Raw genomic sequence first — 14,661 nt, 5'->3', positions numbered from 1 at the left:
GCCCGGGCGCGGGTCACGCGGACGCGACCCCGGCCGGCACCGTGACCTACGCCCGGGGCGAAAAACGGCCTCCGCCGGAATCGATTGTCCGAGGGTCGTGGTTGTATAGAGCAGTACCCCGACGCGTCCACGAGACCCCGGGTACCCGCACCGGCGGCCCCGTGCCCCGTGCAACGAGTACGACCCAGGAGGAGGATCCCGTGAACGCAACATTGGAGAGCCGAGAGCTCAATGCGACCGACCGCTGCGACGCGTGCGGCGCCCAGGCCTACGTCCGAGTGATCCTCGAGTCGACGGGCGGTGAGCTGCTGTTCTGCGCTCACCACGCGCGCAAGAACGAGCAGAAGCTGCGGCCGCTGGCCGCCACCTGGCAGGACGAGACCGAGCGCATCGGTTCCTGACCGGGCGGCCGCCCAGGGCGGTCGACGCAGGAGGGCCCCGACACCTGGTGTCGGGGCCCTCCTGCGTGTCCGGTCCTCGCCCCGGTCACCGGAGCGGTGCGCGGGTCCCGGACGTGGTCGCCCCGCGCCCGGAGGATCTCCGGGCGCGGGGACGGCCGGTCAGTCGAGGTAGTCGCGCAGCACCTGCGAGCGGGACGGGTGGCGCAGCTTGGACATCGTCTTGGACTCTATCTGCCGGATGCGCTCACGCGTCACGCCGTAGACCTTGCCGATCTCGTCGAGCGTCTTGGGCTGGCCGTCGGTCAGGCCGAAGCGCATCGCCACAACCCCCGCCTCCCGCTCGGAGAGGGTGTCCAGGACCGAGTGCAGCTGCTCCTGCAGGAGCGTGAAGCTCACGGCGTCCGCGGGGACCACGGCCTCGGAGTCCTCGATGAGGTCGCCGAACTCCGAGTCGCCGTCCTCCCCCAGCGGGGTGTGCAGCGAGATCGGCTCACGGCCGTACTTCTGCACCTCGACGACCTTCTCGGGCGTCATGTCGAGCTCGTTCGCCAGCTCCTCCGGGGTGGGCTCCCGGCCGAGGTCCTGCAGCATCTGGCGCTGGACGCGGGCGAGCTTGTTGATGACCTCGACCATGTGCACCGGGATGCGGATGGTGCGGGCCTGGTCGGCCATGGCACGGGTGATGGCCTGGCGGATCCACCAGGTGGCGTACGTGGAGAACTTGAAGCCCTTGGTGTAGTCGAACTTCTCGACCGCGCGGATCAGTCCGAGGTTGCCCTCCTGGATGAGGTCCAGGAACAGCATGCCGCGACCGGTGTAGCGCTTCGCGAGCGAGACGACCAGGCGCAGGTTGGCCTCGAGCAGGTGGTTCTTGGCGCGCTTGCCGTCGTGGATGACCCAGCGCAGCTCCTTGCGGGTCTGCGGGTCGAGGCTGTCCTTCCCGTCCGCGAGCTTGTGCTCCGCGTACAGGCCGGCCTCGATCCGCAGCGCCAGGTCCACCTCCTGCTCGGCGTTCAGCAGCGCGACCTTGCCGATCTGCTTGAGGTAGTCCTTGACCGGGTCGGCGGTGGCGCCGGCGGAGACGACCTGCTGGGCCGGGGCGTCGTCGTCGTCGTTGTTGGTGATGACGAAGCCGGAGGTCTTCTCGTCCTTGGGCGCTGGGACGGCCGGCGCGTCCTCGGGCGCGGCCTCCTCCTCCGCGTCGGCGTCCTCGTCCACGTCGGGCTCGATCACCCCGGCCTCGTCGGTCAGGGCGGTCTCGATGTCGGCGTCGTCGGTGACGACGACGTCCTCCTCGGGCTCCCCGGCGACGGCCAGGGCGTCCTTGTCCGCCGGGGCCGCGGCCTTCTTGCGGCCCGCGGCCTTCGGTGCGGCCGGGGGCTTGCTCGCGGCGGTCCTGGTCGCGGTCGACCGGCCGGCGGTGGACTTCGTCGAGGCGGCCGCGGTGGCGCTCTTGGGAGCGGTGGACTTCGCGGCGGTGGACTTCGCCGCCGTGGTCTTCTTCGCGGCCACGGTCTTCTTGGTCGCGGTCGACTTCGCAGCGGCGGTCTTCGCCCGCGGCGACGTGCCCGTGGTGCCGGACGGCGACCGAGCGTCCCCGGTGCCCGGGGTCTCGGCGGCGGTGTCCGTCGTCTTGTTGCTGGCGGCAGGTGACACTGAGAGCCTTTCGTTGAGCGGTCACGGCGTCCGCCCTCGGGGCAACACGCCTATGACCCTGTCAAGTCCGTGCGCCGGGCAGTGTCCGGCGCGGCGGGCTTGAAGGGTCCTGACAGCCGGAACCACCCGTGGGCGGGATTTGTTCCCGCTCGACCGGACGGACCCGAAAAAGCTCGTCGCGCGGGGCTCAGGAGTGCCAGGCGGTGGTACGGTCCCGGGCCCAGAGCGGCACGGGCCGGGCGTCGGCGAGGCGGAGCACGCGCAGCGCGGGCGGGTGTCCGGGGAGCAGCGCCGTGGCCCGGCGCACGAAGTGCGCGGTGTGGGAGCCGCGCGCCCGGAACCGGTTGAGCTGCGCGAGCTCGACCAGCACGCCCGCGAGCACGGCCCGGCCCCGCGCCTCGTCGTCCGTCCGCGCCGCGTCGCCCGTCCCCGCGGAGTCCTCGGCCGCTCCGCCGGCCGCCCCCGCACCGGGCCCCGGTCCGGGCCCCGGTCCCAGCCCCGTGGGCTCCAAGAGCCAGCCGAGCACCTGGAGCACCCGGTAGAGGGTGTCGAGCAGCGACCAGTGCGGGGTCTCCGCCCACTCGCCGGAGAGCACGCGGGAGAGCCGGACCAGCTCCCCCGCGTCCGGCACGGGCACCCGGGCGGCGGCCGGGCCGGACGTGGTGCCGCCGCGACCGGCCGCCGGTCGGCGGGGCACCGGCGGGACGCCCGGTGGGAGGGGCGCCCGGGTCGGTCCGATCGGAACGCCCGGGGCGTCGGGTCCGTCCACCCGGTCGTCGACGTCGTCGCACAGCTCGGCCCACATCGCGGCGGCCGCGAGGACGCCGTCGAGGTCGTCCGTGGCGCAGGCGGCCAGGAGCAGGTCTGCGAGCACGGGGTCGGCCAGGCTCGCGGCCAGGAAGCCGAGCAGGTCGTCGTCGTGGTCCAGCACCGCGGGCACCGCATCCCCCGGCGCGCCCCGGACCGTGGCGAGCACGTCGGTCCAGACGGACAGTGCGGGCCCGAGGCGGTCCAGGTGGTGCCATGCGTCCGCACCGGCCCGTGCCCAGCGGACCGCGGCCTGCCCGGCGGCTCGGGCGGTGCCGGCGGGCAGCGCCCCGTACTCCTGGTCCATGGCGAGCCGCGGGGCGGCCGCGTAGGAGCTGCCCGAGGCCACGAGCGCGGCGTTGACGGCGCTGTCCTCGATGTCCGCGACGTCCTGGACGTCGGCCGGGTCCTCGGCCGGCCACCAGCGGTCGCCGGCCACGATCCAGCGCGCCGCCACCGCCCGCCCCGCGCGTCGGGCGGCCTCGTCCACGACGGCGAGCACACCGTCCACCGCGGCGGGTGGCGCCGCGGCCCCGGACGGGTCCCCGGGCGGCGGCGACGTGTACACGATGACGAAGACCCGGTCGCTCAGGGTGTCGTGGGCGACGAGGTCGGCGAGCTCGGCGACGAAGGCCTCCCCGAGGCGTTCGTCGGACGGGCCGGCCGGGAGGTCGACGCGCACGCACGCCCCTGCCGTCCCGCCGCCGGCGGCGAACAGGACGAGGGAGTCGGCGGGCCAGTAGCCGAGCGTGTGCGGCACGACGGCGAGCAGGTCGGCCGCGCACCGGACGACGGGGACGAAGGGGTCTCGGATGGGGTGCTGTCTCATGTGCCCAGCCTGGGCACCGGCCGGTACAGGGGCACGCGCCGGGGCGCGGTCTGTGGACGGCCGGCGGGTCGGGGGCCCGGCGCCCGGCGCGGTGCAGTGCCGACGGGACCGGCCGGCCGGTCAGGCGGCGTCGTGCCCGTGCTGCCGGCGCACCCGCCGGACGGTGGCCAGCACGCCCGCGGCGCCCGCCGCAGCGACCAGGAACTGCGCCGCGATCGCGACCCGGAACGCGTCGGGAGCGTACAGCTCGTCGCGGAAGCCCGCGGCGTGGAGCACGTCGAGCACGAAGCCGGTGACGAAGATGGCCAGCACCGAGGCCGTGAAGCCACCGACGTTGACGATGCCCGTGGCGGTGCCCGAGCGGCGGGCCGGGTTGAAGCTGCGGGTGATGTCGAAGGCGATCATGGAGGCCGGCATGCTGATCGCGATGACGCACACGGCGGCCAGCACCACCGGGACGGGGGCCGTCCCGGGCCAGACCAGCAGGACCGTCCACGCCGCGAAGATCACGGCGGTCACCCCCAGCGACAGCCGCACCCGGCGGTGCGGGTGGCGGGCGGAGAGCCCGCCGAGGCCGAGGGCCACGGCCAGGTTGGTCACCACGAAGGAGGTCATCACCAGGGAGATCGTGGTGTCCGACAGGTCCTGGGCGTACTCGAGATAGGGGTAGCCCCACATCAGCACGAACGTGTTGCCCGCGAACTGGGTGGTGAAGTGCACCCAGAAGCCGAGCCGGGTGCCGGGCTCGGCCACGCTCTCCCGGAGCACCCGGCCGGTCCGCCGCAGGCCCAGCGCCGGGTTCAGGACCTCCACCCCGGGGGGCGCGTTGCGCAGCAGGGTCGCGGCGAGCACGGCGGCGAGCAGCGCGAGGGAGGCCAGCGCCGCGAAGGACGGGAACCACCCGGTGAGCTCGAGCAGCCACGCGAACGGGATGACGGACACCAGCTGGCCGAGGTTGCCGACCACGCCCAGGAACTGGGTCAGCGGCGGCACGCGCAGCGCGGAGAACCAGGCGGGGATCAGGCGCATCACGCACACGAAGGTGGTCGCGTCGCCCGCGCCCACGAGCACGCGGGCGGCCACGCCCTCGCCGACCGTGTCGGCCAGGGCCAGCTGGACCTGCCCGGCCGTCATGAGCAGCGCCCCGGCTGCGACCATGACGCGGGAGCCGAAGCGGTCCACGAGCACGCCGACGGGGATCTGCAGCGCCGCGTAGACGAGGACCTGCATGAGCGAGAACATCGACAGCGCGGAGGCCGCGGTGCCGAAGCGCTCGGCCGCGTCGACCGACGCCACGCCGAAGCTGGTGCGCTGCGCCACGGCGCTGAAGTAGGCGAAGGTGCCGATCGCGAAGACCAGGTAGGCGCGGCGGGAGTCCTTGCCGGGCTCGTGGGCCCGGTACCGGTCGGACGGCATGCACTTCGCTCTCGGGGGGACGGGGCCGGGCCGGGACCCGGGACGGCGGGGCCGCCCCGGACGGCGCCGGACCGCCCCGCGCGCCGGCCGGGCTCAGTCCTGGTCGTCCTCCTGGGCGGCGAGGAAGGCCTCGGCCGCGGCGCCGATCTCGTCGGCGTCGGGGAGCTCGGACTCGTCCCCCACCAGCAGGGAGCGCGGGACCGAGGCGTCGACGACGTCATCGTAGCGCTGTTCCAGTCCTGCCACGACCGCCTGCACCTCGGGCGAGGCGCCGACCTGCTGGTCGATCTGGCGCTCGATCTCGCGGGCCGCCTCGCGCAGCTCGTCCGAGGGCAGGGTCAGCGAGGTCACGGCGCTGATGTGCTCGAGGGCGGCCACGGCGGCGTGCGGCAGGTGCGCCTCGGCCAGGTACTGCGGGACGTGCACGGTGAAGCCGATGTTGTCGATCCCCGCCTCGCCCAGCCGGATCTCGAGGAGCTGCGCGGCCGACGAGCTCATCTCCACGACCGGCTTCCACGCGTGCTCGGCGGGCAGCAGGTCGGCCCGGTTGCCGTGCACCGAGACGATGAACGGACGGGTGTGCGGGACGGGCATGGGGATTCCCGAGACGATGGCCACGAGGGACACGTCCATCCGCCGGGCCAGGCCCACGACGGCCTCGGTGAACCGGTTCCACTGCAGATCCGGCTCGGGGCCCGTCAGCAGCGCGAAGCTGCGCCCCAGACCGTCCGTGACGAGCCGGAGGGACAGCTCGGGGGTCTGGAAGCCCTCGAAGTGGTCCTCCACGAAGCTCACGTGCGGGCGGCGGGCCCGGTAGTCGTAGAGCTGGTCCAGGTCGAAACGGGCCACGACCTCGTGCGGGAGGGCCTCGGTGATGGTGTGCTCGATCTGCACGGCCACGTGCCCCGCCTCCGCGTAGCCGGACAGGGCGACGATCAGCGGCAGTCCGCGAACCCGGGCGTCCTCGAGCAGAGCGGGGTTGCTCAGGTACAGCGAGGTGGGGTCCAGCACAGCTCTTCCTCCTGGGGTGGGTCGGTTCCGGGCGTCCGTGGGGAGACCGGTGGGAGCACGCCTGCTACGGCGGGCCCGGATCATGTCAACCGTCCGCGGGCACCGCGTTATTCCCCGCCGATCCCGCGGGGCCCGCCCCGTGCGTCCGGGCCCCGGCGGCGCGCCGGCCGAGGATAGGATCGACAGCACGCCTGCTGGGCCGGTCCAGACCTCAGCGAAAGGACGATCCATGCCCGACGTACAGGACCTGCTCGAACCCCGTGGCATCGAGCTCACCGCCACGCACAAGGCCCTGGGCCGGACGCCGGCCCACGCGCTCGTGCTCGGGGTGGCGAAGGGACAGGACGGCGACGGCTCGGGCCGTGTCCTGCTCCCCGCCGGTGAGCAGCGACGGCTCGCCCCCGTGGTGGAGGCCGCGGCGGCGCTGCGCGTGAAGGGTGCCGCCGACGAGGTGACCGTGGTGCCGGCCCCGTCCGGGCTGCCGTTCGCCGTGGTGGTCCTCACCGGGGTCGGCGCCCTGCCCGCCGGGACCGCGGAGCGCGCCGAGGTGCTGCGCCGGGCCGTGGGCGCCGCCGTGCGGCGGCTCGCCGGCACCGACTCCGCGGTGCTCGCCCTGCCCGTGGACTCCGAGCAGGACGCCGCGGCGGTCGCCGAGGGCGCCGCCCTCGGCGCCTTCGCCTTCGCCCACCAGCGCGCGGCGACCGCCGGTGCCGTGCAGGACCCGCTGGCCTCCGCCGTCGTGCACGCCCCGGGCGTGGCGCGCGCCGCGCTGGGCCGGTGCCTCGACCGCGCCGCTGCCCTGGGCCGCGGCGTCCGCGCGGCCCGCACCCTCGTGGACCTCTCCCCCAACGTCATGTACCCGGAGGCCGTGGCGGACTACGCCCGCCGGGCCGCCAGGGGCACCAAGGTCTCCGTGACCGTGCTCGCCGAGAAGGAGCTCGCCAAGGGCGGCTACGGGGGGCTCCTGGGAGTGGGACAGGGCTCCGTGCACGGCCCGCGCCTCGTCAAGCTGGAGTACGCCCCGGCGCGGGCCGCGAAGCACTACGCCTACGTGGGCAAGGGCATCACCTTCGACTCGGGCGGCCTCTCCCTCAAGCCCCCGGCCTCGATGATGACCATGAAGTCGGACATGGCCGGCGCCGCCGCCGTGCTCGCGACCGTCCTCACCGCCGCCGAGCTGGGCCTGCCCGTGAAGGTCACGGGGTGGCTGTGCCTGGCCGAGAACCTGCCCTCGTCGACCGCCACCCGCCCCGGCGACGTCATCACCATCCGCGGCGGCCGCACCGTCGAGGTGCTCAACACCGACGCCGAGGGGCGCCTGGTGCTGGCCGACGGTCTCGTGGCCGCGTGCGAGGAGGCCCCGGACGCCGTCGTCGACATCGCCACGCTGACCGGCGCGCAGATGGTGGCCCTCGGCGCACGGACGTTCGGGATCATGGGCGACGAGACAGTGCGCACCGCCGTGGCCGAGGCCGCCCGCGCCGCCGGCGAGGACGGCTGGCCCATGCCGCTGCCCGAGCACCTGCGCCCGTCCCTGGACTCCAAGGTCGCCGACCTCAAGAACATCGGGGACAAGAACGGCGGGATGCTCGTCGCCGGGATCTTCCTGCGCGAGTTCGTCGGCGGGGGTGACGGGGCACGGGTGCCCTGGGCGCACGTGGACATCGCCGGCCCCTCCTTCAACGAGGGATCGCCCTACGGCTACACCCCGGCGGAGGGCACCGGCGCGGGCGTGCGCACGCTCGTGCGGCTGCTCGAGGACGCGGCCGCCGACCGCGGCTGAGGTCCCGCGACACCCCTGCGCCGGAGGGAGCGCCCGCCTGGTCGCTCCCTCCGGCGTAGGGCTAAGGTATGTACGAAACGAACCCGTCACGGGACGGGTGCGACCCACCCGGAACGACGTCAACGCGCAAGGGAGCCAAACACGTGGCCGACAACGAATTCGACATCCTCGTCCTCGGCGGAGGGAGTGCCGGCTACGCCGCCGCGCTGCGGGCCGTCCAGCTCGGCTTCACCGTGGCGCTGGTGGAGAAGAACAAGCTCGGGGGCACGTGCCTCCACTGGGGGTGCATCCCGACCAAGGCGTACCTGCACTCCGCCGAGCTGGCCGAGGACGCCCGCGAGAGCTCCAAGTACGGCATCCACACCACGCTGGACTCCATCGACATGGCGGCCGTGCGGGAGTACAAGGACAAGATCGTCGCCGGCAAGTTCAAGGGCCTCACGGGTCTGATGAAGATGCGCAAGATCAAGGTCATCGAGGGAGTCGGCAAGCTCACGGGCGAGAACACCGTCGAGGTCGACGGCACCACCTACACCGGCAAGCACATCGTGCTGGCCTCCGGCTCGATCTCCAAGACCCTGGGCGTCGAGATCGGCGGACGGATCATGACCTCCACCGAGGCGCTGGAGATCGACTTTGTGCCCAAGAGCGCCATCGTCCTCGGCGGCGGCGTGATCGGCTGCGAGTTCGCCTCCATGTGGAAGTCCTTCGGCGTGGACGTCACCGTGATCGAGGGCCTCCCCCACCTGGTCGCCAACGAGGACCCCGCGCTCATCAAGATCCTCGAGCGGGAGTTCAAGAAGCGCGGCATCAAGTCCAGCCTCGGCACCTTCTTCGAGAAGGTCGAGCAGGACGACAACGGGGCGAAGGTCACCCTGGCCGACGGCAAGGTCTTCGAGGCCGACATCGTGCTGGTCGCCGTGGGCCGCGGCCCGAACACCGCCGACATGGGCTACGAGGAGCAGGGCATCCCCATGGACCGCGGCTTCGTCACCCCGAACGAGCGCCTGCACACCGGCGTCGGCAACATCTACGCGATCGGCGACATCGTCCCCGGGGTCCAGCTCGCCCACCGCGGCTACCAGCAGGGGCGGTTCGTGGCCGAGGAGATCGCCGGTCTGAACCCCGCCGTCGTCGACGACGTGAACATCCCCAAGGTGACCTTCACCGAGCCGGAGATCGCCTCGGTCGGCTACACCGAGCCGAAGGCGAAGGAGAAGTTCGGCGAGGACAACGTCGAGGTCGCCGAGTACAACCTCGCCGGCAACGGCAAGAGCTCGATCCTGGGCACCGGCGGCATCATCAAGCTGGTGCGCGAGAAGGACGGGCCGATCATCGGCTTCCACGCCATCGGCAAGCGCATCAGCGAGCAGATCGGCGAGGGCCAGCTCATCGTCAACTGGGAGGCCTACCCCGAGGACGTCGCCGCGTTCGTGCACGCGCACCCCACCCAGAACGAGGCCATCGGCGAGGCCGCCATGGCACTCGCGGGCACGCCGCTGCACGGCTGACCGCGTCGAGGCCCCGCCCCTCCCGGGCGGGGCCTCCCCCACTACCCCGGACCCGGGCCCGGCGCCCGGACCGCACCATCGAAGGCACCGAAAGAGAGACGGTCGGACCATGTCAGAAACCGTAAACCTGCCCGCACTGGGCGAATCCGTGACCGAGGGCACCGTGACCCGGTGGCTCAAGCAGGTCGGTGACGAGGTCGCCGTCGACGAGCCCCTGGTCGAGGTCTCCACCGACAAGGTCGACACCGAGATCCCCTCCCCCGTGGCGGGCGTGATCGAGGAGATCCTCGTCGAGGAGGACGAGGACGTCGAGGTCGGCGCGCCGCTGGTCGTCATCGGTGACGGCTCGGGCTCCGGCTCCGGCGGCGGGTCCGGCCAGGACGAGGCCGCCGCGGACACCTCCGCCCAGGAGGCCGAGGACGCCGCGACCGAGGCCGAGACCCCCGAGGCGACCGACGAGGCCGCCGAGCAGAAGTCCTCCGGCCAGGAGTCCTCCNAGGAGGCCGAGGACGCCGCGACCGAGGCCGAGACCCCCGAGGCGACCGACGAGGCCGCCGAGCAGAAGTCCTCCGGCCAGGAGTCCTCCGGTCAGGAGCAGGCCCCGCAGGCCGAGGCCCAGCAGACGGGCGAGGGCAGCGAGATCACCCTGCCCGCCCTGGGCGAGTCCGTGACCGAGGGCACCGTGACCCGGTGGCTCAAGCAGGTCGGTGACGAGGTCGCCGTCGACGAGCCGCTGCTGGAGGTCTCCACCGACAAGGTCGACACCGAGGTCCCCTCCCCCGTGGCCGGGACCCTGCTGGAGATCCGGGTGCAGGAGGACGAGGACGCCGAGGTCGGCCAGGTCCTGGCGGTCATCGGCTCCGGCTCCGCCCCGTCCGGGGACAAGCCCGCCGAGAAGCCCGCCGCGGACACCTCCGCNCTGCTGGAGATCCGGGTGCAGGAGGACGAGGACGCCGAGGTCGGCCAGGTCCTGGCGGTCATCGGCTCCGGCTCCGCCCCGTCCGGGGACAAGCCCGCCGAGAAGCCCGCCGCGGACACCTCCGCCGAGGAGAAGCCGGCGAAGCAGTCCTCCGCCGGCGGCGAGGGCTACGAGGGTTCCTCCTCCGGGAAGCAGGAGAAGGCGCCGTCCCGCGACGAGGCCCTGGTCGAGACCGACGAGCCCGTGCTGGCCGACACCTCCGGGGACGAGCAGCAGGACGCCGCCCAGCGCGACGGCGCCCGCACCGAGAACGCGGAGGCGCCGACGGGCGACAACTCGTCCTACGTGACCCCGCTGGTGCGCAAGCTCGCCAAGAAGGAGGGCGTGGACCTCTCCGCGCTCACCGGCACCGGTGTGGGCGGCCGCATCCGCAAGCAGGACGTGCTCGCCGCCGCCGAGCAGCAGAAGAGCGCGGCCGCACCGGCCGCCGAGGCCCCGGCCGAGACGGCCGCGGCCGCCCCGGCGAAGGAGGCCGCCCCGGCCGCGCCGAAGGCGGACGCCAAGCGCGGGACCACCGAGAAGGCCCCGCGGATCCGGATGACGATCGCCCAGCGCATGCGCGAGTCGCTGCAGGAGGCCGCTCAGCTGACCCAGGTGACCGAGGTCGACATGACCCGGGTGGCCGTGCTGCGCGGCCGGGCGAAGGCGAAGTTCCAGGAGCGGGAGGGCGCCAAGCTCACCTACCTGCCGTTCTTCGCCAAGGCCGTGGCGGAGGCCCTGCAGGCCCACCCGAAGCTCAACGCCACCTTCAAGGAGGCCGAGAAGGAGATCGTCTACAACGGCTCGGAGAACATCGCCATCGCGGTGGACACCCCGAAGGGCCTGCTGGTGCCGGTCATCAAGAACGCCGGCGACCTCAACCTCGGCGGCCTGGCCAAGCAGATCGCGGACCTCGGCTCCCGGGCCAAGGACGGCAACATCACGCCGGACGACCTCACCGGCGGCACCTTCACGATCACGAACCTCGGGTCGTTCGGGGCCCTGTTCGACACCCCGATCATCAACCAGCCGCAGGTCGCGATCCTCGGCACGGGATCGATCGTGAAGCGCCCCATGGTGGTCTCCGACGCCGACGGCAACGACACCATCGCCATCCGCCAGATGTGCTACCTGTCGCTGACCTACGACCACCGCCTGGTCGACGGCGCGGACGCCGGCCGCTTCCTCCAGGCGCTCAAGGCGCGCCTGGAGGAGGGCCGCTTCGAGTCCGAGGTCGGCCTCTGACCGGCCCCGTGCCGGTCCACGGCCCCCGCTGAGCACCTGCGGAGGGTCGGCGGACGCCGAGAGGGCGTGTTCCTGGTCACAGGGGCACGCCCTCTCGGCGTCCGCCGGCGGCGCTCCGATAGGCTCGACGGCATGACCTTCCTGACCGGACTCCTCGTCTTCCTGCACCTCGTCGGCGCCGCGATCATCGTGGGCACCTGGATCTACACCATGAAGCGACCGACGGTGTCCCCCGGGCAGTTCCACGCCTCGCTGCTGAGCCTGGTGACCGGTCTTCTGCTCGTGGCGGTCTACGAGATGGGCGAGGCTGACGTCAACCACGCCAAGGTCGCCGTGAAGCTGCTGGTCGCCCTCGCCGTGGCGGTCGCCGCCTTCGTGGGCCAGCGGAGGACCAGGCGCGGGGAGACGGTCTCGACCGGTCTCGCCCACGCCGTGGGCGGGCTGGCGCTGATCAACATGGCGGTCGCCACCCTCTGGTGAGCCCCGCCCGCCACCGCACCATCGAGGACCGGACCCCCGGCGCTGCCCGTCAGCCCCGGGGGTCCTGCCGTGCCGGTTCCGGTCCGTCCGGCTCCTGCCCGTCCGGCCCCCGTCCGTTCCGCAGCTGCCCGTCCGAGCCGGTTCCCGGCGGGGCCGTCGCCCCCGCCGCAGGTTCCACCTCGGCCAGCCGCCAGCCCTGCTCCCCGTGGACCAGCTCGACGAGGACCGTCTGCACCCATCCGTCCCCGGCCGGCACCACGGACGGGACCGTGCCCGGCCCGCCGCGGTGGCCGTCCACCCGCACCTCGGCCACCAGCACGACCCCGCCCGGCGGCGCGGACCCCGCCGGCCCGTCGCGGACGCTCTCGGCCTCGAGGACGAGGCCGGGAAAACCGCCGTCCGCCCGGGCGATGGTGTCCCGGTCCGCCGCCGCGGCCCGGGCGCCGGGGGCGTACACCTCGTCCAGCAGCCGGGCGTCACCGGTGCGCAGGGCCTCTCCCCGCCGCGCCACCAGCTCTCCCAGCGCCCGCCGGGGGTCCGCGTCCTCGACGGCGTCCTGCGGCGGGTCGACGACGGACCCCGGCGCCACCGGGCCCGACCGCGCCGCAGAGGGGAACCGCGCCGGGGGCGTCGTGGCCGCCGGCGCGTTCGCCGGATCGGCCGCCGGGTCCGGCGACGGGCCGGCCCCGCCCAGGGGGAGCAGGACCGCGCCCCCGGCGGCCAGCAGCAGCGCTGCCCCGACGAGCACGGCCCGGCGGCCGCCGCCCGTCCGGACCGGCTCCGGACGGGCGGCGGCGACCCGCCGCCCGCCGGGGTCCGGCTCCTGGGCCCGCGCGAACCGGTCGGCCAGTTCCGCCGCCGTGGGCCGGGCCGAGGCGTCGGGGTCGAGGGCCGCCTCGACCGCCCGCACGAGGCCGGGCGGGGCGCCGGGGCACAGCAGGGACAGGGGCGCCCGCCGCGCCTCCCGGGCCGGGGCCCGCCCGGTGAGCGCCGCCCACCCGAGGGCCCCGAGAGCGCGGACGTCCTCCTCCGGGCTCCCCGCCGCGGTGCCCGCGCGCACCGCGGCGACGTGCCCCGCGCCGTCCGCGGCCGCCGTGCGCTCCCCTGTGCTCTCCGCCGGGCCCGCGGCCGGGCTCTCCGGAGGGGCCACGGTGCCGCGGAACAGGACCTGCCGGGCGGAGAGCTCCCCGTGGCACCGGCCGAGGGCGTGCAGGGCGGCCAGGCCGGTCGCGGCGTCCCGCAGCACCGCGGCGGCCTCGGCGGGCGCCAGCCGGCCGCGCTCGGCCAGCCGGTCGGCGAGGGAGCCGCCCCGCAGGAAGTCCTCGACCAGCCCGGCCGGTGCCGCCGCCGGGCCAAGCAGGCCGCGCACGGCCACGAGACAGGCCTCGTCCCGGCCCGCCAGGGCGACCGCGAGCGACCGGAGCGCGGTCCTCGACCGGTCGCGCTCCGGTGCGGGCTCCTCCGGGCAGGGCCGCAGGACGAAGTGCTCCCCCGACCGGGCCTCCCGCACCAGCCACGATCGGCCGCCCAGGCGGCGCACCGGCTCCAGGCCGTCCTCCGGCGGGAGCCGCGGAGGCGTGTCCTCGATCCGCGTGCCGGGGAGGGGGCCCGGCCCGTCGTCCCGGACGGCCGCGGCGAGCCGCGCCCGGGCGGAGACTGACGGGGCCCGGGAGGGCTCGTGGTGGCCGCCGTGCGCGGCGGGGCGCTGCTCCATGCCCCCAGCATGCCCGCCCGTCGCCCCGGGCCGTGGGCGCCGTCCACAGCCCCCGCCCGGCGCGCGTTGTCCCCGCCGCGCGATAGGCTGGGGACATGTCCATCTGCTTCGAACGGCTCGGCTTCGACCCGCACCTCGTCGACTACCGCTCGGCGCTCGAGCTGCAGAAGAACGTGCACCGGGAGGTCGTCGCGGGCGAGCGGGACAACACCGTGCTGCTGCTGGAGCACCCCCCGGTCTACACGGCTGGACGGCGCGCCGAGCCCCACGAGTACCCCACCGACGGGACCGAGGTCGTGGAGATCGGACGCGGGGGCAAGCTCACCTACCACGGCCCGGGGATGCTCGTGGGCTATCCCGTCGTCCGGCTGACCACGCCCATCGACGTCGTGCGCTTCGTGCGCCTGCTCGAGGAGATCATCATCGCTGTCGTCGCGGACCTCGGGGTGGAGGCCACCACCGTGGCGGGACGCTCCGGGGCCTGGGTGCTCGCGGACGAGCACGGGCCGGACCGCAAGATCGCCGCCATCGGCGTGCAGGTCTCCAAGCGGGTCACCATGCACGGCTTCGCCCTGAACTGCTCCAACGACCTGCGGCCGTTCGGCAGGATCATCCCCTGCGGCATCACGGACGCCTCCGTCACGAGCCTCTCGCAGGAGACGGGCCGGCTCGTGACCCCGGAGACGGTGGTCGCGCGCGTGGAGCAGGAAATATCCGCCCGCCGGGACGAGTTGTGCGAACAGTTCGTCCCGTCAGGGACCCCGGGTCCGCTGCCCTGGCCCACCGCCGTCAGCTGACCTGCGCCGCCCCCGGGACCGCCGGGACCGTGAGCGCACCACCGTCGACATCT

At 74.2% G+C, this 14,661-nt stretch carries 11 protein-coding genes; 6 read left to right on the top strand and 5 right to left on the bottom strand.

Annotated features, from left to right (window positions below):
• Window positions 1-200: 200 nt before the first annotated feature.
• The gene (locus tag H488_RS31310) at window positions 201-401 is read left to right on the top strand and encodes a DUF7455 domain-containing protein (RefSeq protein ID WP_017834164.1); all 201 of its coding nucleotides are present in this window, start codon (window positions 201-203) and stop codon (window positions 399-401) included.
• Window positions 402-560: 159 nt separating this feature from the next.
• Here H488_RS31310 and H488_RS31305 read toward each other — a convergent pair whose 3' ends face one another.
• The 4 genes from H488_RS31305 to H488_RS31290 form a co-directional block, all read right to left on the bottom strand.
• Window positions 561-2,057 carry an RNA polymerase sigma factor gene (locus tag H488_RS31305; protein WP_031283343.1) on the bottom strand — a complete coding sequence of 499 codons (1,497 nt, stop codon included), beginning with the start codon at window positions 2,055-2,057 and terminating at the stop codon, window positions 561-563.
• 187 nt (window positions 2,058-2,244) lie between these two features.
• Window positions 2,245-3,693, bottom strand: coding sequence for a DUF4192 family protein (locus H488_RS31300; protein WP_017834161.1), 1,449 nt, complete (start codon window positions 3,691-3,693; stop codon window positions 2,245-2,247).
• A gap of 120 nt (window positions 3,694-3,813) precedes the next feature.
• Window positions 3,814-5,109: an MFS transporter gene (locus H488_RS31295; protein WP_017834160.1), complete on the bottom strand. Its 1,296-nt coding sequence runs from the start codon at window positions 5,107-5,109 to the stop codon at window positions 3,814-3,816.
• Window positions 5,110-5,202: 93 nt separating this feature from the next.
• Window positions 5,203-6,120: a proteasome assembly chaperone family protein gene (locus H488_RS31290; RefSeq protein WP_017834159.1), complete on the bottom strand. Its 918-nt coding sequence runs from the start codon at window positions 6,118-6,120 to the stop codon at window positions 5,203-5,205.
• Between the two features lie 229 nt (window positions 6,121-6,349).
• Here H488_RS31290 and H488_RS31285 point away from each other — a divergent pair, with 229 nt between their 5' ends.
• From H488_RS31285 to H488_RS31270, 4 genes are all read left to right on the top strand, one after another.
• Window positions 6,350-7,903 (top strand): leucyl aminopeptidase, encoded by a 1,554-nt coding sequence (locus H488_RS31285; RefSeq protein WP_017834158.1) that lies wholly within the window; start codon window positions 6,350-6,352, stop codon window positions 7,901-7,903.
• A gap of 143 nt (window positions 7,904-8,046) precedes the next feature.
• A complete protein-coding gene (gene lpdA / locus H488_RS31280; protein ID WP_017834157.1) occupies window positions 8,047-9,414 on the top strand; it encodes a dihydrolipoyl dehydrogenase in 1,368 nt (455 codons plus the stop codon).
• Between the two features lie 109 nt (window positions 9,415-9,523).
• Window positions 9,524-11,617, top strand: a complete 2,094-nt coding sequence (sucB, locus tag H488_RS31275) for a 2-oxoglutarate dehydrogenase, E2 component, dihydrolipoamide succinyltransferase (protein WP_031283342.1) — start codon at window positions 9,524-9,526, stop codon at window positions 11,615-11,617.
• Window positions 11,618-11,749: 132 nt separating this feature from the next.
• A complete protein-coding gene (locus H488_RS31270; RefSeq protein WP_017834155.1) occupies window positions 11,750-12,097 on the top strand; it encodes a hypothetical protein in 348 nt (115 codons plus the stop codon).
• 49 nt (window positions 12,098-12,146) lie between these two features.
• Here the strand turns inward: H488_RS31270 and H488_RS31265 are convergent, their stop codons facing one another.
• On the bottom strand, window positions 12,147-13,811 hold the full coding sequence (locus tag H488_RS31265; RefSeq protein ID WP_017834154.1) for a hypothetical protein: 1,665 nt from the start codon (window positions 13,809-13,811) through the stop codon (window positions 12,147-12,149).
• A gap of 95 nt (window positions 13,812-13,906) precedes the next feature.
• Here H488_RS31265 and lipB point away from each other — a divergent pair, with 95 nt between their 5' ends.
• Entirely contained in the window at window positions 13,907-14,608 is a 702-nt protein-coding gene (lipB, locus tag H488_RS31260) for a lipoyl(octanoyl) transferase LipB (protein WP_017834153.1), read from the top strand.
• Window positions 14,609-14,661: the final 53 nt, after the last annotated feature.

It is taken from the genome of Kocuria sp. UCD-OTCP (genome assembly GCF_000349605.1).
Taxonomy (GTDB): Bacteria; Actinomycetota; Actinomycetes; order Actinomycetales; family Micrococcaceae; genus Kocuria; species Kocuria rosea.
The sequence above is the reverse complement of the archived record's forward strand: the minus strand, read 5'-3'. Positions and strand labels throughout refer to the sequence as shown.

What these genes read in the sequence shown, in the direction of transcription:
- H488_RS31300 (WP_017834161.1), bottom strand. Translation starts at nt 3,693, where the DNA reads ATGAGACAGCACCCCATCCGAGACCCCTTCGTCCCCGTCGTCCGGTGC.
- H488_RS31295 (WP_017834160.1), bottom strand. Translation starts at nt 5,109, where the DNA reads ATGCCGTCCGACCGGTACCGGGCCCACGAGCCCGGCAAGGACTCCCGC.
- H488_RS31285 (WP_017834158.1), top strand. Translation starts at nt 6,350, where the DNA reads ATGCCCGACGTACAGGACCTGCTCGAACCCCGTGGCATCGAGCTCACC.
- H488_RS31270 (WP_017834155.1), top strand. Translation starts at nt 11,750, where the DNA reads ATGACCTTCCTGACCGGACTCCTCGTCTTCCTGCACCTCGTCGGCGCC.
- H488_RS31265 (WP_017834154.1), bottom strand. Translation starts at nt 13,811, where the DNA reads ATGGAGCAGCGCCCCGCCGCGCACGGCGGCCACCACGAGCCCTCCCGG.
- lipB (WP_017834153.1), top strand. Translation starts at nt 13,907, where the DNA reads ATGTCCATCTGCTTCGAACGGCTCGGCTTCGACCCGCACCTCGTCGAC.